This window comes from Acinetobacter sp. WY4 (assembly GCF_018438165.1).
Taxonomy (GTDB): domain Bacteria; phylum Pseudomonadota; class Gammaproteobacteria; order Pseudomonadales; family Moraxellaceae; genus Acinetobacter.
Genome location: NZ_CP053947.1, coordinates 791,987 through 811,154, shown reverse-complemented (window position 1 = coordinate 811,154; position 19,168 = coordinate 791,987). Strand labels below are relative to the sequence as shown.

Genomic DNA, 19,168 nt, shown 5'->3' with positions numbered 1-19,168 from the left:
TATTTTTTTTATTGGGGAATAAATTAGATGTGGGAATTGGTTAAAGCAGGTGGGTGGCTCATGCTGCCACTGGTCTTGTGTTCTATTTTTATGCTGGCGATTTCGATCGAGCGTCTGATTCGCCTGAAAAAGAATGCAGTACTGCCGTTGATCCTGTTGATAGGGCCTTCTCAAAATACAGCACAAGTCATGCAAAAAATGAATCAAAGTGCGGCCTTAAAGCAAAGCACTTTGGGCCGGGTATTGGCTGCGGGCTATACTAGTAAGCCGCAAGGTGAGCAGTATGCGCGTGCGCAGATGGAGGTGGTGGCATCACAGGAAATCGGTTATCTGGAAAAAAATATTAATTTTCTGGGAACTTTAAGTGCAGTTGCACCTTTACTCGGTTTATTGGGAACTGTACTTGGGATTATTGAATCTTTCCTGATGATCGATGTGGGGACCGGGAGTGATCCGGTATTGATGATGCCGGGTATTTCCAAGGCTTTAATTACCACGGCAGCCGGTATGCTGATTGCAATTCCTGCACTGTTTGCTCACCGTTATTTCCAGCGCTTGGTTCAGGAATATGTGGCTGAACTTGAACAGCAAGCGACTTTGTTTCATGCGGATCTTTTTTATCGCAATCATGCAGACATAGACCAAGACATGCAAAAAGCCAGCTAGGAGGCGGATGATGAAATTCAAACGCAACCAGGTGGAAGATGTACATATTAATCTGACACCGATGATTGATTGTCTGCTGTTTATTCTGGTCTTTTTGCTGTTATCGACGACTTTTAGCCAAATGAGCCGAATGAATCTGACCTTGCCTGATGCGCAGGGTGTACCGCCTAAAAGCTATGATCAAAAAGTCGAAGTGATTGTGGATGCCAATGGTCATTACGCAGTCAATGGTCAATCCTTGGCCAGTAAGGAAGTCGCGGATTTAAATACTGCAATTAAACAGATTTCTAATGAACGCCGTGATTTAATGTTTGTCATTGCAGCTGACGCAAAAGCCAGCCATCAGGACGTGATTCGTGTCATGGACGTGGCCGGTCAGCTCGGATTTGTAAATATTAATATCAGTACCAAAGTACCCACCCGAGGTTATTAGTGAAGCACGATTTTAAGGTCTATCTTCGCCTTTTAAGTTATTTAAAACCGTTTTGGGGCATTGCATTGCTTGTCCTGTTGGGTTTTTCTATTAATGCGGCTACGGAAGTTTCTGTCGCTAAATTACTGGAATATATTATTGAGGCGATTCAAAATAAAGACCAGAGTTTCACATCACTTTTCCCGTTTTTAGTGGTCATACTCATGTTCTTCCGGGGCTTGGGTTTGTTCATGGGTGGATATTTTACTGCGGTAATTTCCCGGAATCTGGTATTCAATATCCGTCAGGAAGTTTTTGCAAAATTGCTGCGTTTACCTTCCCAGTATTATCTGGACAATACCAGCGGGCATATTACTGCCAAAATCATGTATAACGTTGAACAGCTAACCGCTGCTTCAACTGAAGCCCTAAGAACCTTGTTGCAACAAGGTTTGATCACCCTGGCATTATTAGGCTACCTGTTGTATACCAACTGGCGTCTGACCATGTGTATCCTGATTTTTGCACCCGTCATAGGTTTTATTATCAGTAAAGCTGCAAGACGGATGCGTAAATTATCGCAACAAGTACAAGACACCATGGGTGATGTGAACCATGTAGTGCAGGAAACGGTGAATGCCAACCTGATCGTCAAGGGTTTTGGCGGGCAAAGTTCTGAGCAGGAACGCTTTAAACAGAACTCGCTTGAAAACTTGCGTCGTGGCTTGAAAATGGTCGCTGTGCAACAGTTGAATAGTCCTGTCGTTCAGTTGATCATGTCCATTTCACTGAGTATCGTGATGTTTATTGCCTTGCGCCCACAAATCTTGGGTGACACCTCTGCCGGTGAATTTGTTGCTTATATTACTGCGGCGGGTATGCTGGCAAGACCAATCAAAGCCTTGACGGATATCAATGAAAAGATTCAACGGGGTATGGCCGCAGCACATTCAGTATTTGAATTGCTGGATATGCCTGAGGAAAAAAATACCGGGACGTTGACTGATAGCCTAAAAGGCGATATCGAGTTTAAAGATGTTAACTTGATTTATGATGATGGCCATCATGCTATTCATGACTTTAATTTGCAGGTCAAGGCCTGTGAAACAGTAGCGCTGGTAGGACGTTCTGGTGCAGGAAAAAGTTCTCTGGTGAATCTGCTGGTGCGTTATCAGGATGCAACTTCTGGGCAGATCTTGCTGGATCAGAAACCGATTGAAGATTTTGAAATTACCGCCTTGCGAACCCAAATTGCCATGGTGAACCAGCAAGTAGTACTGTTTAACCGAACTGTGCGGGAAAATATTGCTTATGGTCAGCTTGAAGGTGCCTCCGATGAAGATATTATCGCGGCAGCAAAGGCAGCCTATGCGCATGATTTTATTATGGCATTGCCGCAAGGTTATGATACTCAGCTGGGTGCCCAGGGTTTAAACCTGTCTGGTGGCCAGCGTCAGCGCATCGCGATCGCACGCGCAATTTTGAAAAATGCCTCTATCCTGATTCTGGATGAAGCGACCAGTGCGCTGGATAACGAGTCGGAATACTTTATTCAGCGTGCCTTTGATAAAGCCATGCAGGACCGTACGACCATCGTAATTGCACATCGTCTATCGACGATTGAAAACGCGGATCGTATTGTGGTTATGGATCAGGGCCGTATTGTTGAGCAGGGCAGTCATGCCGAACTGATTGCGCTACATGGTGCTTATTATCAGTTGCATCAGCGTAACTTTGAGGAACAGTAACTCATGGCATTAGCACAAATCATTCAGGATGCTTGGAATGCACAGGCAAAGTGGCTGGTGGTGCTGCGTCCTTTGTCATGGTTGTATCGCCTGGGTTTTGTCAGCAATCACTGGCTTTATCAAAAAGGCATTAAGAAAAGTTATAGTGCACCGATTCCCGTTATGGTAATTGGCAATATCACGGTCGGTGGTAGCGGTAAAACACCTTTGTTGATTCATCTGGTGGATTATTTAACCGAGAAAAATGTTCGTGTAGGCGTGATCAGTCGAGGCTATGGCGGCCAAGGTCCATTTCCGGCCTATGTCGACTTTAATACCTTGCCGGAGATTGTCGGAGATGAGCCTGCCTTGATTGTGCAGGCAACAGGCGTGCCGATGGCAGTTGGCCCCAACCGGCAGAAAAGTATCGAGCTATTGCTGCACAGACATGAGCTGGATCTGATTATCTGTGATGATGGATTACAGCACTGGGCCTTGAACCGCCAGATTGAGTGGATTGTGCTGGATAATAATCGCGGTCTAGGCAATCAGAAACTGCTTCCAGAAGGTTATCTACGTGAACCAGTGACCCGTTTGAAAACGGGAACCGTAATTGAGCATGCAGCCCATCCAGGTTCTGAACTGAATATGCATCTGGCTGCATCACAGCCTTATTTGCTCAATCAGGACGGCACTAAAATCTTTAATCCTCAAGCGGCTTTTTATGCGGTAGTCGGCATTGGCTTTCCACAGCGGTTTTATCAGACCTTGCAAAATTTAGGCATAGAACAATTTCAGTGTCATGAGTTTCCAGACCATCATGACTATGACATTGAAGATTTACAGTTCGATGATAACAATCCGATTATTACCACTGAAAAAGACGCAGTAAAAATTATGGCGCTACTTAAACAATATCCAGATTTTAAACAGGATATCTGGGTGGTGCCAGTCGATGCAGTCCTATCGCCAGCCTGCTATACAGTCTTGCAGCAACAGTTACAACAATACGGTATTCAAATTTCTTAAGGCTCATTCATTATGAAACACATTGTTATTCCTGCACGTTTCGCCAGTTCACGTTTACCGGGTAAACCTTTGCTGGACATTCATGGTCGTCCCATGATTCTGCGGGTAGTGGACCAAGCCAAAAAAGTGCAAGGTTTTGACGATCTGTGTGTGGCAACTGATGATGAGCGTATTGCAGCCGTTTGCCGTGCTGAAGGCATTGATGTGGTGATTACCTCAGCGGATCATCCTTCAGGCACAGACCGCTTGAGTGAAGTGGCTCGAACTAAAGGCTGGGCCAGTGATGACATCATTGTCAATGTACAGGGGGATGAACCTTTACTGCCGGCGCAACTGGTAAAACAGGTTGCTCAACTCTTGGAAGATCAGCCTGAATCTTCCATGTCGACGCTATGTGAGCCGATCCATCAACTGGATGAATTCAAACGCGACAGCATTGTAAAAGTCGTAATGTCAAAACAGCAGCAGGCACTGTATTTTAGCCGTGCTACCATTCCTTATGACCGTGATGGCGCGAAACTCGCTGAACCGAAGCTGCATGATCAGGCCTATCGTCATTTAGGTCTATATGCCTATCGGGTAAAACTGTTGCAAGAATATGTGACCTGGGAAATGGGTGTGCTGGAGAAACTGGAATCTCTAGAACAGTTACGGGTACTGGAAAATGGACACCGTATTGCCATTGCGGTGGCTGAAGCCAATTTGCCGCCAGGGGTAGATACTCAGGAAGATCTGGATCGCCTGAATCAGATGGATCTTTCCCATTTTGCCTAAGAAGAGTCAAATACATGCCTTTTGATGTCAATGCACATATCTATCCATGGCAGCAACAGGTTTGGGAAACCCTGACCGGGCGCTTTCCCAAGCTTGGACATGGTTTATTGTTTTATGGAAAAAAAGGCTGTGGTAAAGAAGCGTTTACCCAACAGTTTCTGGCTTGGGTGTTATGCCTGAATCGTCAGCCTGCCGGGCCATGTGGTGAATGCAGTAGCTGTCAATGGTTAAAGGCAGACACCCATCCCAACTATGTGCATATCAGTACCGATGACGACAATAAAAAACAGAATGCCAAAATCAAGATCGAGAAGATTCGCGATCTGCTGCCTTTTGTGCAACAGACTGTAGATGGCTGGCGCGTGATTGTGATTGAGCCGGCAGAAGCCTTGAATATTGCCTCTGCCAATGCCTTACTCAAAACACTGGAAGAACCCGGTGATAATACGGTCATTATTTTACTGGCGAATCATTATTTAAAATTGCCCGCGACTATACGCAGTCGTTTGCAGCATTTTGCTTTGGACCGGATTTCCGCAGAACAATTTAGCGATTATGTCCAGAATCAGCTCCCAGATGCAGGTGCTAGCCAACAACAGTTATTGATGAACCTGTCCAATCAGATGCCGTTACAGGCACTAGAGGTTGCACAAAGTGCCTGGCTGCCACTACGTCAGGAATTCCTGCAAGACTGGCAAAAACTGGTCATGCAAAAAAATATGCCGATGGCAATTGCGACCAAATGGAATAAAAACCTAAATTTTAGTGACTTTGCTCAAATGTTTGAATACTTGTTGTCCGATTTAATTTGTGTCAAGCTAAATCAGACGGTGAAAAACATTGACCTTGAATTCAATGTGCTTGCCGAACAATATTCATTAGAAGCACTTTTTAAAATTTATGAGTATTTTCAGCAAGCCAAGCAATACCTCGAGCAGAATGTCCAAAGCAATCTGGTTATTGATGAATTGTTTATCAAGCTGATGAATCTTTAATTAAGGGGAAATCACATGCAACCACGTATGGGCGGTATTATTCAGGCCAATATTCCTGACATCGAAACACTGTTTGCCAGCTATATGCCTTATGTTGTGGGTGGTGGGCTTTTTATTCCTTCCAAGCAGCCGGTCAAACTGGGCGAAGAAGTTTTTGTATTGACAACTTTGCCTGACCAGACCCAGAAAATTCCTTTAACTGGTAAAGTCATCTGGGTCTCGCAAAAGCAGAATGGCATCAAGCCCCAAGGCTTTGGCATCCAGTTAAGCGGTGAAAAAGGCGTTTATTTCAAAAATGAAGCAGATCGTCTGGTTGCGGGTCTTAAATCTGAAGGACGTAAAAGTTACACTATGTAGTTAATTTACCCTTGGTAGGAACGCATCGTGTTTGTAGATACTCATTGTCATTTAACCCTGCTTGATTTGACACCATATCATGGTGATCTGGACCAAGCATTGGCTCAGGCTCGTGAAGCCGGTGTTTCCAAATTCATGAGTATCTCGGTCGATCTGGATGATCATATCGAGCTGGCCAAAATTGCCGCGCGTCATGCAGATGTCGGCTATACCGTTGGCGTACATCCTTGTGAAGATGCTGCAACCATGGCGCGTGCCACGACTGAATATCTGGTCGAGCTGGCGCAACCGGAAAAAGTCTGGGCGCTCGGTGAAACCGGTCTGGATTATTATCACAGTACCGATTTTATCGCAGAGCAAAAGGCCTGCTTTGCCCGGCATATCCATGCGTCACAAATCACCAAAAAACCTGTAGTCGTTCATACCCGTTCCGCCAAGCATGATACCGTCGATATTATTCGCGCGGAAAAATCTACGCATGGCATCCTGCATTGTTTTACCGAGGACTGGGAAACCGCTAAAGCAGTACTGGATTGCGGCTATTATGTGTCATTTTCCGGCATTGTTTCATTTAAAAATGCGCAGGATCTGCGTGATGTCGCAAAACAGGTTCCGCTGGATCGTGTGCTGATTGAAACCGATAGTCCTTATCTTGCGCCAATGCCGTATCGTGGCAAATCTAATGAGCCTAAATACGTTCCTTATGTAGCCAAAGCGCTTTGCGATGTATATGATAAGTCGCTAGAAGAAATGGCTTTTATCACAAAGCAGAACTTTGAAAATCTTCTGAATTTAAAGTAAATAAAGTTATATAAAGTACAAAGAGAGTTTATAGGGTGAAGATGGATCGTCAGGCTCAGTTTCGAGCAAGAGAAACCTTGATTTTTCAAGTTGCAGAACAGCTCCTGTTGGAAAATGGTGAAGCAGGAATGACGCTAGATGCGCTTGCTGCCGAGCTTGATCTGGCCAAAGGGACACTTTATAAACATTTCCAGAGTAAAGATGAACTATACATGCTGCTGATTATCCGTAATGAGCGCATGTTGCTGGAAATGATTCAGGATAGTGATAAAGCCTTTCCTGAACATCTGGCCTTCTTTATGCTGCATCATTTGCATCATCCTGAGCGTACCGTGCTGTTTCACCAGATTGAAGAACGTCTGTCGACGACAGGTGTTGGAATCCAACACCTGTTTAGCGAACTTTATCAGGTGCGCAAACAGCGTTTACGCCTGATTATCCGTATGACAGAAAGTTATCTGGCTTCGATCAACAGCCGCATGTCGGTACGTGATTATCTGGCTTCGATCTGGTCGCTGACCCATGGTGCTGCGGCAATTCTCAATTCCAGTTTCTATCAGCGTTATTTGGGTTCGCGCGATACCTTACGTGTGGCCTATATCGATCAGGCACTAGCTTTGCCTAAGCAGGTTCATTCTGCAGAGCAGTTTGCCTAAGGTCGTCCTATGATTAGATCACCTCACAGTGCAGTTCGTGGCTTTACCTTAATCGAATTGATGGTGGTGATTGTGATTATGGGGATTATGGCGTCACTAGTGCTGCTCAATACTAGTGGTGTCGATCAGCGCAAAGCGATGCAGGCGCGTGAAATTTTATTGGTGGACTTACAACGGGTGCTACGCGAGGCCAATGACCAGTCCAGAATACTTGCGCTTGACGTTCAATCAGCGACAGATGTCACGCCATTTCGCTATGGAATTATAGAATATCGTTCAGCAGCGCAGACTGAACAGAACCTGCAAAATGAGAAATGGCAAAGTTATGTAGATTTTAAATTGCGTAGTTTGCCTGATCATGTTTCCTTTCAGATTCAGGCACTGGAACAGCAGCGTTACGCCAGGGCACAAAACCGTGACCTGACTCAGGCAAATTCACCTCAATTGATCTGGCTCGGCAATGGTGAAGTCAAGCCGGTGCGGATTCAGTTCTTTTTAGAAGACCGTGAAGTGGGTGCTGCGATTGAGATTGATCATCTGGGTAAAATCAATGAAATCTAGATATTTCAAGCAGAATACTGGATTTGGTGCTATCAGGCCGAGTATTACTCGGCTTAATCGTGTGCACTCTGAACAGAGTTCGTTATCTTGCGCTCGGACGAAACGTTGTTTCGTTTATCCTCGCTCAGGTTTTACCTTGTTGGAAGTCATGGTGGCCTTGGCAATTTTTGCGACCGCAGCCATGACCTTGACCAAAGTCGCAATGCAATATACCCAGTCGACCTCGAATGCCATTCTACGTACCAAAGCGCAGTTTGTTGCCTTAAATGAAGTGGCACAAATGGAAATCAATCAGGAATGGATGGAGGGTACAGCTTCTAAGCAGCTGACCCAGCAAGGTGAAACTTGGCAGATTGACAAGCGCAGCGAACCGACGGTCAGTCCGAATGTGCAGCGAATCGAATTGCAGGTGAGTCTGGTTAATCAGGACAGTGGTCAGGTTGAATCTGGCATCAGCAGCCTGATGTTCTTTAATCATCGCATGAACAATACTCCATGAAGCCTAAAGGATTTACCCTGGTTGAATTAATGGTCGCAATTGCGATCTTTGCGGTGCTGTCTGCTTTAGGTTGGAAAGTTTTTGATTATATTGTTAAAACCAAAGATCAGAATGTGATTCATGAGCAGCGTTTAGGTCAGCTACAGCAAACCTATCAGCAGATTCTGCGAGATACCGTACAGGCAGTACCCTTAACGGCCAACATTAATGGTGATATTCAGCCGGCTTTGGTGCTGCAGAACGGACGCTTTAATTTCAGTAAAACTGGGGTAACTGACCCTTTGGAAGAAGGAATTTCCCCAGATGAACGCATTGAATATCAGTATCGAGCCGATGAACAGAAACTTTATCGCTTGAAATACCGGAATCTGAATCAGACCGGTCAAGATCAGCCCGAATCCAGTTTTTTATTGTCGGAAGTGGAACAATTCCAGATCGTCGTACTTAATCCGAATGAACTCACGCAATGGCCGGATACTTCTGCTGATCTGAATCAGTTAGAGCATAAACAGCGTTTGCCTAAAGGGATTAAAATCAATTTAACTGTGAATGGCGTCAGTTATGAATGGATGTTTAGTTTATTAAATACTGACTTTTTGCTTGATACTCAGAACACCGGTCAACCCAGCGCAGAATAATAAGAAATGAAAATGAATAAAGCGATCATGATCAAGCAGCAGCAGGGCATTGCACTGATTACCATTCTGGTGATGGTAGCGCTAGCGACTATTTTGGCGGCTACGATTGCCCAACGTCAGGCTGCAACTGCTGAAAGCACTGCCTATTTGATGCGACAAAACCAGTCCCTTATGTATGCCAAAAGTGCCGAGGCCTTTTTTTCTGAATTGCTGGTCAATGATGCTGAAAATGCTGCAGAGGTCGATCATCTGCAGGAAACCTGGGCGCAGCCCATGCCGGCTTTTCCGGTAGATGATGGTTATGTCTCCGGAATTGTGCAGGATGAATCAGGCAAGTTTAATTTAAATAGCCTGATCACCGCCGAAGGCACAGTCAATGAAAATGCCAAGGCATGGTTTGAGTTGATTCTAAAACGTGCCGGTTTGCCGGAACAGCTGAGTGAAGCAGTCATTGACTGGCAGGATGCAGACGAGCTGGTCAGTGGGGGCATGGGCGCCGAATCTAACTATTATCAAGGCTTGCCAAATGCTGCTTTGCCACCGAATGCAAAGTTTCATAGTGTGGAAGAATTAAAGCTGGTACGCGGTTTTGAAGAGAATAAATATAAGTTGATAGCACCTTATCTGAGTACTTCACCGGTGCAGGAGAGTCCGGTCAATATTAATACGGCTTCAGCTTTTCTTTTGGCGAGTATAGATGAAAAGCTGGATGTGAATGCGGTGCAGCAATTGCTGGATCAGCGTCAGGCCAATTTGGAGTATTTTTCCAATGTATCTGATTTGTGGTCACTCGAGCCTTTCGCTCAGGTTGATGCGGATAAGCGTAATCTATTTAACAGCCTGCTTGGGGTTCAATCCAATTATTTTAAAGCCCGAATCGAAGTGGTTTTAAGTGAGCGTAAGCGCCAATTCAGCAGTGATCTGGTTCGTCAGGACAAACAGGTTTATGTAGCCTATCGTAGCATGGCGCCATTTTAATTTTAGCTCATGAATTGTACAGGCTGGATAAGCGCAAATGCCGGGCTGATGCCTTTTCCCTATCATGCTAAACAGCAAAATTAATCCTCAAAGCTTTACTTTTGCTTTATAATCAAAATTAATTCACCTATTTTTTGACGACATTACGGCATATGTTAATTCGTAAGTTATTTAAGTTTGAGAATGCTCATATTGTGCGTAACTGCACGTCAGATCGCTGTAAGCGTTCGATCCATGGCCATAGTTATAAAGTCGAGTTATTGCTAAAAGCCTCGAAGCTAGATCATGGTCAAATGGTCTATGACTTTGGTCTGCTTAAAGGTGTGATTAAGGATTTCTTTGATTCTTTCGATCATGCCATCTGCTTCTGGCAAAATGACGACCCGGAATATATTCAGGCCTGCAAGAATTTCAGCGCGCGCTGGGTATCTTTGCCGGTATCGCCATCAGCAGAGCAGTTTTCACGTATTTTCTTCTTTCTGGCACAGCAAGTGCTGGCATCGACCGTGACTCAAAATGGCGAAGGTGATGTCGAAGTCTATTCTGTGATTGTGCATGAAACTGACACCGGCTATGCACAAAGCTTTTTAGAAGATATTCAAAATGAACAGATGGGAATTTTGAGTCTGGAGCAACTTGAGTTCTCTGAACAGGTGCAAGCCGAATGGACAGATCCGGACATGTTCGCCAAGCTCAAACAGGGCACACCATTTCATAACCCTACAGTAGATTTACAGGTACAGATTTAAAGTCTGCGTGACTTTAAATCCATTGACATAGATTTAGGATTGAAGAATGTCTTTAAATGAACAGCAACTGGCCAAGCTGAATAAAGTTCAGTTGGATGAAAGCTGGAAATATGGATTGAGTGAATTTTTGCTCAGTCCAAAAATGGATGAATTAAAAGCATTTCTCGTTGAAGAAAAAAAAGCAGATAAAATCATTTATCCTCCCAATCATCTGATTTTTAATGCTTTGAATACCACGCCACTAGATCGGGTAAAAGTGGTGATTTTAGGGCAAGACCCTTATCATGGCCCAAATCAGGCGCATGGATTAAGCTTTTCCGTGCAAAAGGGGGTTGCATTACCACCATCTTTGCGTAATATTTTTCATGAGTTACATGCAGATGTTGGGGTTGAAAGACCGAAGCATGGTGACTTGACGCATTGGGCAGAGCAGGGTGTGCTTCTGTTAAATGCAGTACTGACCGTCGAAGCAGGTCAGCCGACTTCGCATCAAAAGCGCGGTTGGGAAGAATTTACTGATCACGTTATTGATGTATTAAATGAACAGCGTGAACATATTGTCTTTATTCTTTGGGGCGCATACGCACAGCGTAAAGGACAGCGCATTAATCAAGACAAGCATCTCGTGTTAAAGGCAGCACATCCATCGCCTTTGGCAGCAAACCGTGGTGGTTTTTTTGGTTGTAAAGTATTTTCAAAATCGAATAACTACCTCAAACAACATGGCATTGAGCCTATAGATTGGCAGCTGGACGCATGAAATATTCTCCCCTTACTAAACATTATCATCCGGATTTGATTGTTGAAGAAGCGCACAATGGTTGGCGTATCGTTCGTTTAAATCGCCCGAAATCTTTGCATGCTCTCGATGAATCGATTGCTTCCGCACTTCTGGAAGTATTTCAGGACTTTCATCATGATGATAGCGTCAAAGCCATCTGGCTGGATTCAACCACACCGAAAGCGTTCTGTGCGGGTGGGGATGTGCGTAAGCTGCGTCAGTTAGTGATTAATGATGAAGTCGCGGCTGCCAATAAATTCTTTGAACAAGAATATGCACTCGATCTGTTACTGCATAATTATGCCAAACCCGTTTTAGTCTGGGGTGAAGGTTATGTGATGGGTGGTGGCTTGGGCTTGTTTATGGCGGCGCCTTTCCGTTTAGTGACGCCATATTCACGTTTGGCAATGCCTGAAATCAATATCGGTTTGTATCCAGACGTGGGTGCAACCCGCTTCTTGGCAGATCGTGGTGCGATTGGTCTATTTACCGGCTTGACCGGTTCAATCATGACTGCTGCGGGCGCTTACGGGATTGGCTGGGCAACGCATATTTGTGATGCACAGCGTGATTCAGTTTTGGATAAAGTCATTAATATTGACTGGGAGCATTATCCTGCAGGTGACTTCCGTGCCATTGATGACACCCTGAATAGTATGCACCGTCCGGTCGGCCCGGGACCGTTGCAAAACTCTCTGGATGTGATTCATAGTGTTTGCCGTGGTGTCAACTTTGAGCATGATTATGAGTCGATTATTGGCCTGAGTGACGCACGCAGTGACTGGTTGCGTCAGGCCAGTGAAAACCTGAAAAAAGGTTCGCCAACTACTGCAGCCTTGACCTGGCTATTGTGGCAATGGGGTAAGCAGATACATTCCTGGAATGAAGTTTTCGAACTGGAAGTTCAGATCTCAGACTGGAAAATCCGTCATCATGACTTTGTCGAAGGTGTGCGCGCACGTCTGGTGGATAAAGACCTTTCTCCTGCATGGAAAAAGGGTGCAGATATGAGCTTAAAAGGTATTTTGTCTGCAAACCCTCCGGTGACCAATATTGAAAGCTGGAATGCCTTGCTAAAACAGTATGGTGTGATTTAAGTTTTACATGTCCGAAACACAATTGAGCGATGAATACTGGATGCAGCTTGCCTATGCGCAGGCTGCACTTGCTGCCGCACAGGGCGAAATTCCGGTGGGTGCGATTATTGTTAGTCAGAATCAGATCATTGGTCAGGGCTTTAATGCGCCGATTTCTTTAAATGATCCGACCGCGCATGCCGAGATTGTGGCGCTGCGTGATGCCTGTCAAAATATCCAGAATTATCGTTTACCTGATGATGCAGTGCTTTATGTGACTTTAGAGCCGTGCACCATGTGTGTTGGTGCGCTGGTGCATTCACGGGTTTCACGGGTAGTATTTGGCGCATTTGAAGCGAAAGCAGGTTCACTGGTGAGTGCGCGTCAACTGTTTGAAACCGGTTATTATAATCACGTATTTTCTTTCCAGGCAGGCTGCATGCAGCAGCAATGCTCTGAACAGCTCAGTGCATTTTTTAAGTTGCGTCGCGAGCAGAAACGACAATTCAAGTTACAAGAAAAGTTATTAAATACGCAGAAGTAAATTTACTTTATCCGCTAAAATTTTCCCACTTTCAAATATCTGCAATCTTCAGGAACAATAATGAACAGCATCCAAGTAAAAAAAGAATTCCCAGCAGCCCTTGATGATGTCTTCAATTTGATGTCCAAGCATGCCACCTATAATATTGCCTTCGCACCGATGCAGGTCGAACGAATCAAGGATTCTGCGGATGCTGAATATCCTGATGGACTCGGTTCAGTACGTGCAATGGGTATGGGGTCAGTGAAGCCGCTGAAAGAACAAATTACCTTGTTCGAGCCAAATAATCGCATCGAATATCAGATTATTAAAAATCCATTGATCAAGCATCATTTAGGCATTATTGAATTTGAAGCACTGGCTGATGACAAAACGTTAGTAACTTATACGATTGAATTGCAGGCACGTGCGCCTTTTGTGAGTAAATTAATCCTTGCACAGTTACAGGCAGCGATTAAACTAGGCCTGACAAAACTCGCAAAATCTGTTTAAACAACAACGGGAAAGCAATGACAGTTCAAATTATTACCATTGATGGTCCAAGTGGGTCTGGCAAGGGCACGTTAGCAGCGAAACTGGCTGCACATTATCAGTTTCACTTATTGGATTCTGGTGCTTTATACCGCCTTTTGGGTTTGTCATTGCATCACCATGATTTGCTGGATTCGCTAGACACGAAATTGCCAGAATGCGTACAAATCGCAACAAATTTAGATATCCAGTTTGTCAGTACCGACACCGGGGTGCAGGTGTGGCTGGATGGTGAAGATGTGTCCCAAACTATTCGAACTGAACGGGTAGGAGAGTTTGCTTCAAAAGTTGCAGCAATTCCTGAGCTTAGAACAGCGATGGTTTCACGTCAGCATGCCTTTGCACAGGCGCCTGGTCTGGTAGCAGACGGACGTGATATGGCGACAAGTATCTTCCCGAATGCTCAGGCAAAAATATATTTGACGGCCTCGGCTGAATCACGCGCGCAAAGACGTGTAAAGCAGTTGCAGGGCATGGGACTGGATGTTAAAATAAGCGACATTTTAGCTAATATCATCGCTCGCGATAAACGAGATACGGAACGCGCTGTCGCTCCACTCAAGCCTGCGGATGATGCTTACATTATTGATAGTTCAGATTTGAATATCGATGAAGTATTCCAGCTGATGACCACTTATGTGGATCAGCAGTTAGCAAATTAACCCAATTTTATCAGCAAACGCATAGCTTGATCAGTTTTATATGGACTATGTAGATGCTTAATTAAACCGGCCTTGTCTGATCCAAGACCGCTGACTTTATCGGAAATATCATGACCGAATCTTTTGCAGCCCTCTTTGAAGCAAGCGAATTAAACCTCAACGTTGAAAAGGGTGCAGTTATCCAGGGCGTTGTAGTAAGCATTGACTCTGATTGGGTAACTGTTGACACTGGCCTTAAATCTGAAGGCGTTGTTGACCGTGCTGAGTTCTTAAATGAACAGCGCGAACTTGAAGTTCAAGTTGGCGACACTGTAGACGTAGTTGTTGAAGCACTTGACAACGGTATGGGTCAAACAGTTCTTTCTCGCGAAAAAGCTAAACGCGCAGAAACTTGGACTAAACTTGAAAAAATCTTTGAAGACGGCGAAATCGTTACTGGTGTTATCTCTGGTAAAGTTAAAGGTGGTTTCACTGTTGACATCGGTCCAGTACGTGCGTTCCTTCCAGGTTCTTTAGTTGATACTCGTCCTATTCGTGATACTACTCACCTAGAAGGCAAAGAGTTAGAATTCAAAGTAATCAAACTTGACGCTAAACGTAACAACGTTGTTGTTTCACGTCGTGCTGTTATGGAAGCTGAATCTTCAGCTGACCGTGAAGCTCTTCTTGCTCAGCTTGAAGAAGGTCAAACAGTTACTGGTACGATCAAAAATCTTACTGACTACGGCGCATTCGTTGACCTTGGCGGTATTGATGGTCTTCTTCACATCACTGACATGGCTTGGAAACGTATCAAGCACCCTTCAGAAGTTGTTGAAGTGGGTCAAGAAGTTACTGTTAAAGTACTTAAATTCGACCGCGAACGTAACCGTGTTTCTCTAGGTCTTAAACAGCTTGGCGAAGATCCATGGTTAGCGATCATGAACCGTTACCCTAAAGGTTCAATCGTTAAAGCGCGCGTAACTAACCTGACTGACTACGGTTGTTTCGCTGAAATCGCTGAAGGCGTTGAAGGTTTAGTACACGTTTCAGAAATGGATCACACGAACAAAAACATCCACCCATCTAAAGTTGTTCAGATTGGTGATGAAGTTGATGTTATGGTTCTTGAAGTTGATGAAGAACGTCGTCGTATTTCTCTTGGTATCAAACAAACTCGTGCTAACCCATGGGAAGAGTTTGCTAAAGATCACGACAAAGGCGAAAAAGTTTCTGGTACGATCAAATCTATCACTGACTTCGGTATCTTCATCGGTTTACCAGGCGGTATCGACGGTCTAGTTCACTTGTCTGATATTTCTTGGAACGAACAAGGCGAAGAAGCGATTCGTCGTTACAAGAAAGGCGACACTGTTGAAGCGGTTATCCTTTCTGTAGACGCTGAAGGCAACCGTATCAGCCTTGGCATCAAGCAAATGAACAACGATCCGTTCAATGACTTCCTTGCTGCTAACGAACGCGGTGCTTTGGTTAAAGGTACTGTAACTGCAGTTGACGCTAAAGGCGCTACTGTTAAGTTAGCTGACGAAGTTGAAGCGACTTTGAAAGCATCTGAAATCAACCGCGATCGCGTTGAAGATGCAACTAAGTTCCTTGAAGTTGGTCAAGAAGTTGAAGCGAAGATCATCAACGTAGATCGTAAATCTCGCGCAATCAACTTGTCTATCAAAGCGAAAGACGAAGCTGAAGAGAAAGAAGCAGTTGCTAACTTGAAAACAGCTCCTGCTGGTCAAGACAATGGTCCTAAGACGATTGGTGACCTGATCAAAGCTCAAATGGGCAACTAAGTAAGCGTTTGAATTGTATTGTTAATGTAATTTAACTAATACTTTTTATACAAATACTGTAAACGGTAGCGTAGTATTTAATTATTGCGCTACCGTTTTGTATTTAAACAGGTTATTATCGGGAAATAGATCCCAAGTAGCTTGATAATTAAAGAGGTCGCAGATGACTACTGAAGCACTTAATAAGTCTGACTTAATAGAGCGTATTGCATTAAAAAATCCGCATTTGGCTGAGCCTTTAGTGGAAGAAGCCGTTAAAATTATGATCGATCAAATGATAGAAGCATTATCAACTGACAACCGTATCGAGATTCGTGGATTTGGTAGTTTTGCATTGCATCACCGTGAACCGCGCGTAGGTCGTAACCCTAAAACTGGTAAATCAGTAGAAGTGGCTGCAAAAGCAGTTCCGCACTTTAAACCAGGCAAGGCACTTCGTGACGCTGTGAACGAGTCTGCACAAAAATAATTGTAAATATTTTGCGGGGTGTTCATGCGTTACGTTCTGGTCATTCTTTTATTGGTACTGTTTGGTTATTCATTAGCTTTGGTTTTGCAAAACGGTACCGAATTGTCAGTGGACTTGTTATTTACTCAAGTTCCCGCAATGCGCCTGGGATTATTACTTCTCCTCACGTTATCTTTAGGTGTCGTTTTGGGCCTGTTATTGGGCGTTCAGATCTTCCGGGTTTTTCAGACGAATTGGGAAATTAAACGACTGCGTAAAGACATTGAACATCTACGTAAGGAACAGTTGAATACAGCCAAGTTAATGGCCGCTGAAGCAGCAGCCCATACCCGGCATGAAAAAACTGTATTAGATATTACCAATGAAAATCAAAGCCCATTATAATGGGCTTATTTTTTGCCTATATGAAGGGGTAATCTCTTGAGTATCATCGTCGCACTAGATGCCAAAAGCCAATTTGATGCCTTAGCCATTGCAGAACAGTTAGATCCTGCCTTGTGTCGACTTAAAGTTGGTAAAGAGTTATTTACCCATGAAGGTCCAATCATTGTCAAAGCGCTTCAAGATAGAGGCTTTGATGTATTTTTGGATCTGAAATTTCATGATATTCCAAATACAACAGCACAGGCAGTATGCGCGGCAGCAGATTTGGGTGTGTGGATGGTCAATGTGCATGCCTCAGGTGGCCGCAAGATGATGGAAACCTGTGTAGAGCGTTTACAAGCGGGTAATTATAAAACTCAGTTGATTGCAGTGACTGTATTGACGTCAATGGGCCGTGAAGACTTGAAAGATATTGGTCTGGATATTGAGCCAAATGAGCATGTAAAACGTCTGGCACAACTGACAAAAGACAGTGGTCTAGATGGGGTGGTTTGCTCAGCTCAAGAAGCGAAAATGTTACGTGAAACGATTGGAAAAGACTTTGCATTAGTGACACCCGGCATTCGTCCAGAAGGGTCGAATGCAGATGACCAGAAACGTATTGTGACACCGAAACAGGCAATGCTAGATGGCTCAACACATCTGGTAATTGGTCGCCCGATTACCCAGTCTAAAAATATGCGTCAGACTTTGAAAGATATTTTGGCAACGCTTTAATACGGTTTGAATGACAAAAAGCCTTTCAGTCGAAAGGCTTTTTTTATATATTGAAAAAATGGTTATAAAATAAAAAGGAAAAATGATGACTTCATCTGAACCACAATTATAAAAAGTACAGAATGACGTGATTCAAAATATTCAACAGGCAGAACAGCTTAAGCAACAAGAATAGCAACAACAGCAGGCAAGCTCAGCAGATCGGACAGCGGGGATCGATGTGGTCAGTTTGGCATCTGATGCCATCAGTCTTGCTTCGGATGTTATTGAAACAGTAGGCGATGCCTTAAGTGATATTGATTTAAGTTTTTAGTCAGCCCTCTCGGCCTACTTGCTTGTGCTTCGTTTTAAAATTCTGCTTTTAAACTGAATCAGGGAGGAGAGTTCCTTTTTATAAAAGAGGAATTTAGTGAGATTGAGAAAGTGATAAAGTAATTAAATCGCTGCCAATACACTCACCATGACTGGTGCTAACAGTGACAAAATAAAACCACTGACCATGGCATGTGGAATAAAATCATGCCCACAGGCCTGTTTAACCATCGGTAGAGTCACATCCATCGCAGTTGCACCCGCTGCGGAAATGGCGGATCTTGGGTATCTCCAGCCCATACAATACATGAGTAAGATGGCAAAAATTTCTCTAAACAGGTCATTCATTAGCGCGATACTGCCGAGTTCTGCATTTCTGAGTTCTGTTACGACAACACCTGACATTGAGTAAAATCCATAGCCTTGTGACAGCATGATCAAATCTTTTAGACTGATGTCTGTATTCCAGAATGAATAAAGCATGACTGCAAATAATGAACCAAAAATACAACCAATCGGAACTAAGAGAATTTTAAAATTTAACCAGGAACGATCTAAAGGTGAATAAGCCAGATCCAGGCCAATCATGAACATAAATACCAGCAACAAATGCCAGGTGCTGATTTGCACGGATAGATCAAATAGATTCAAGCCCGTATGTAAACAATATCCGCCTGCGAGAGCCAAAAAGGCATAGCTCATGTTCAGTAGGGATTTAAGCACCAGGTCGACGGATACCCGACCGGAACTGGGAGGATAACCTGCCCATTTAAATAGTAGATAGCAAAATGCAAAAGCACCGAGCGAGGTCAGAAAGGCAATGCTGATCGACGTACTCAAAATCTGGAGAGGATGCTGCAATTCATCTACCAATTGTGAAAATTCAAAGGCAATTGCAATCAATAAAACATAGCTAAAATAGGGCAATAGCTTGAAACAGATTTTAATAATCGAAAGCGGAATTTGTTTTGCCATGGCAAAACCGAGTGCTAGACAGAATAGAAGCTGAAAGATAAGCCAAAGCGATTGCATAAATTTAATGGATTGAAAAAATTACCTATAA

Annotated in this window: 24 protein-coding genes; 23 read left to right on the top strand and 1 reads right to left on the bottom strand. The window is 44.0% G+C overall.

Features of this window, described 5'->3' with window-relative positions:
• Window positions 1-27 precede the first annotated feature (27 nt).
• The 23 genes from G4D73_RS03790 (at window position 28) to pyrF (ending at window position 17,793) form a co-directional block, all read left to right on the top strand.
• Window positions 28-666, top strand: a complete 639-nt coding sequence (locus tag G4D73_RS03790) for a MotA/TolQ/ExbB proton channel family protein (RefSeq protein ID WP_213687414.1) — start codon at window positions 28-30, stop codon at window positions 664-666.
• Between the two features lie 10 nt (window positions 667-676).
• Complete coding sequence (locus tag G4D73_RS03785) at window positions 677-1,099, top strand: ExbD/TolR family protein (protein ID WP_004278885.1); 423 nt, start codon at window positions 677-679, stop codon at window positions 1,097-1,099.
• Window positions 1,099-2,826 carry a lipid A export permease/ATP-binding protein MsbA gene (gene msbA, locus G4D73_RS03780; protein ID WP_213687413.1) on the top strand — a complete coding sequence of 576 codons (1,728 nt, stop codon included), beginning with the start codon at window positions 1,099-1,101 and terminating at the stop codon, window positions 2,824-2,826. The genes G4D73_RS03785 and msbA overlap by 1 nt, the downstream gene beginning before the upstream one ends.
• Window positions 2,827-2,829: 3 nt before the next feature.
• Window positions 2,830-3,834 (top strand): tetraacyldisaccharide 4'-kinase, encoded by a 1,005-nt coding sequence (gene lpxK / locus G4D73_RS03775; protein ID WP_213687412.1) that lies wholly within the window; start codon window positions 2,830-2,832, stop codon window positions 3,832-3,834.
• 12 nt (window positions 3,835-3,846) lie between these two features.
• Window positions 3,847-4,608, top strand: a complete 762-nt coding sequence (gene kdsB, locus G4D73_RS03770) for a 3-deoxy-manno-octulosonate cytidylyltransferase (RefSeq protein WP_138742527.1) — start codon at window positions 3,847-3,849, stop codon at window positions 4,606-4,608.
• A gap of 14 nt (window positions 4,609-4,622) precedes the next feature.
• Window positions 4,623-5,603, top strand: coding sequence for a DNA polymerase III subunit delta' (locus tag G4D73_RS03765; protein ID WP_213687411.1), 981 nt, complete (start codon window positions 4,623-4,625; stop codon window positions 5,601-5,603).
• 15 nt (window positions 5,604-5,618) lie between these two features.
• Window positions 5,619-5,960 carry a PilZ domain-containing protein gene (locus G4D73_RS03760; RefSeq protein WP_004278877.1) on the top strand — a complete coding sequence of 114 codons (342 nt, stop codon included), beginning with the start codon at window positions 5,619-5,621 and terminating at the stop codon, window positions 5,958-5,960.
• A 27-nt stretch (window positions 5,961-5,987) separates the two neighbouring features.
• Window positions 5,988-6,761, top strand: coding sequence for a TatD family hydrolase (locus G4D73_RS03755; protein ID WP_005106566.1), 774 nt, complete (start codon window positions 5,988-5,990; stop codon window positions 6,759-6,761).
• Window positions 6,762-6,802: 41 nt separating this feature from the next.
• Window positions 6,803-7,417, top strand: coding sequence for a TetR/AcrR family transcriptional regulator (locus G4D73_RS03750; RefSeq protein WP_213687410.1), 615 nt, complete (start codon window positions 6,803-6,805; stop codon window positions 7,415-7,417).
• Window positions 7,418-7,426: 9 nt separating this feature from the next.
• Window positions 7,427-7,978 carry a type II secretion system protein gene (locus G4D73_RS03745; protein ID WP_129716645.1) on the top strand — a complete coding sequence of 184 codons (552 nt, stop codon included), beginning with the start codon at window positions 7,427-7,429 and terminating at the stop codon, window positions 7,976-7,978.
• Entirely contained in the window at window positions 7,968-8,477 is a 510-nt protein-coding gene (gspI, locus tag G4D73_RS03740; RefSeq protein ID WP_213687409.1) for a type II secretion system minor pseudopilin GspI, read from the top strand. Before G4D73_RS03745 ends, gspI begins: the two co-directional genes overlap by 11 nt.
• Window positions 8,474-9,115 carry a type II secretion system minor pseudopilin GspJ gene (gene gspJ / locus G4D73_RS03735; RefSeq protein ID WP_213687408.1) on the top strand — a complete coding sequence of 214 codons (642 nt, stop codon included), beginning with the start codon at window positions 8,474-8,476 and terminating at the stop codon, window positions 9,113-9,115. Before gspI ends, gspJ begins: the two co-directional genes overlap by 4 nt.
• A gap of 6 nt (window positions 9,116-9,121) precedes the next feature.
• Window positions 9,122-10,093, top strand: a complete 972-nt coding sequence (gene gspK, locus G4D73_RS03730) for a type II secretion system minor pseudopilin GspK (protein WP_213687407.1) — start codon at window positions 9,122-9,124, stop codon at window positions 10,091-10,093.
• A 152-nt stretch (window positions 10,094-10,245) separates the two neighbouring features.
• Window positions 10,246-10,842, top strand: a complete 597-nt coding sequence (locus G4D73_RS03725) for a 6-pyruvoyl trahydropterin synthase family protein (protein ID WP_004278864.1) — start codon at window positions 10,246-10,248, stop codon at window positions 10,840-10,842.
• Window positions 10,843-10,888: 46 nt separating this feature from the next.
• Complete coding sequence (ung, locus tag G4D73_RS03720; RefSeq protein ID WP_005247316.1) at window positions 10,889-11,602, top strand: uracil-DNA glycosylase; 714 nt, start codon at window positions 10,889-10,891, stop codon at window positions 11,600-11,602.
• Complete coding sequence (locus G4D73_RS03715; RefSeq protein ID WP_213687406.1) at window positions 11,599-12,720, top strand: enoyl-CoA hydratase/isomerase family protein; 1,122 nt, start codon at window positions 11,599-11,601, stop codon at window positions 12,718-12,720. Before ung ends, G4D73_RS03715 begins: the two co-directional genes overlap by 4 nt.
• Before the next feature lie 7 nt (window positions 12,721-12,727).
• Window positions 12,728-13,243, top strand: a complete 516-nt coding sequence (gene tadA / locus G4D73_RS03710) for a tRNA adenosine(34) deaminase TadA (RefSeq protein ID WP_114541085.1) — start codon at window positions 12,728-12,730, stop codon at window positions 13,241-13,243.
• Between the two features lie 60 nt (window positions 13,244-13,303).
• Window positions 13,304-13,735 carry an SRPBCC family protein gene (locus G4D73_RS03705; RefSeq protein ID WP_213687405.1) on the top strand — a complete coding sequence of 144 codons (432 nt, stop codon included), beginning with the start codon at window positions 13,304-13,306 and terminating at the stop codon, window positions 13,733-13,735.
• A gap of 17 nt (window positions 13,736-13,752) precedes the next feature.
• The gene (cmk, locus tag G4D73_RS03700; RefSeq protein WP_004278855.1) at window positions 13,753-14,436 is read left to right on the top strand and encodes a (d)CMP kinase; all 684 of its coding nucleotides are present in this window, start codon (window positions 13,753-13,755) and stop codon (window positions 14,434-14,436) included.
• 110 nt (window positions 14,437-14,546) lie between these two features.
• Window positions 14,547-16,223 carry a 30S ribosomal protein S1 gene (gene rpsA / locus G4D73_RS03695; RefSeq protein ID WP_004278854.1) on the top strand — a complete coding sequence of 559 codons (1,677 nt, stop codon included), beginning with the start codon at window positions 14,547-14,549 and terminating at the stop codon, window positions 16,221-16,223.
• A gap of 163 nt (window positions 16,224-16,386) precedes the next feature.
• Entirely contained in the window at window positions 16,387-16,692 is a 306-nt protein-coding gene (locus G4D73_RS03690; protein ID WP_004278853.1) for an integration host factor subunit beta, read from the top strand.
• 24 nt (window positions 16,693-16,716) lie between these two features.
• Window positions 16,717-17,076, top strand: a complete 360-nt coding sequence (locus G4D73_RS03685; RefSeq protein WP_004278852.1) for a lipopolysaccharide assembly protein LapA domain-containing protein — start codon at window positions 16,717-16,719, stop codon at window positions 17,074-17,076.
• A gap of 36 nt (window positions 17,077-17,112) precedes the next feature.
• A complete protein-coding gene (pyrF, locus tag G4D73_RS03680; protein WP_004278851.1) occupies window positions 17,113-17,793 on the top strand; it encodes an orotidine-5'-phosphate decarboxylase in 681 nt (226 codons plus the stop codon).
• Window positions 17,794-18,228: 435 nt separating this feature from the next.
• On the opposite strand, the gene G4D73_RS03670 is transcribed toward pyrF, so the two are convergent.
• Window positions 18,229-19,137: a lysine exporter LysO family protein gene (locus G4D73_RS03670; protein ID WP_004278850.1), complete on the bottom strand. Its 909-nt coding sequence runs from the start codon at window positions 19,135-19,137 to the stop codon at window positions 18,229-18,231.
• Window positions 19,138-19,168 lie beyond the last annotated feature (31 nt).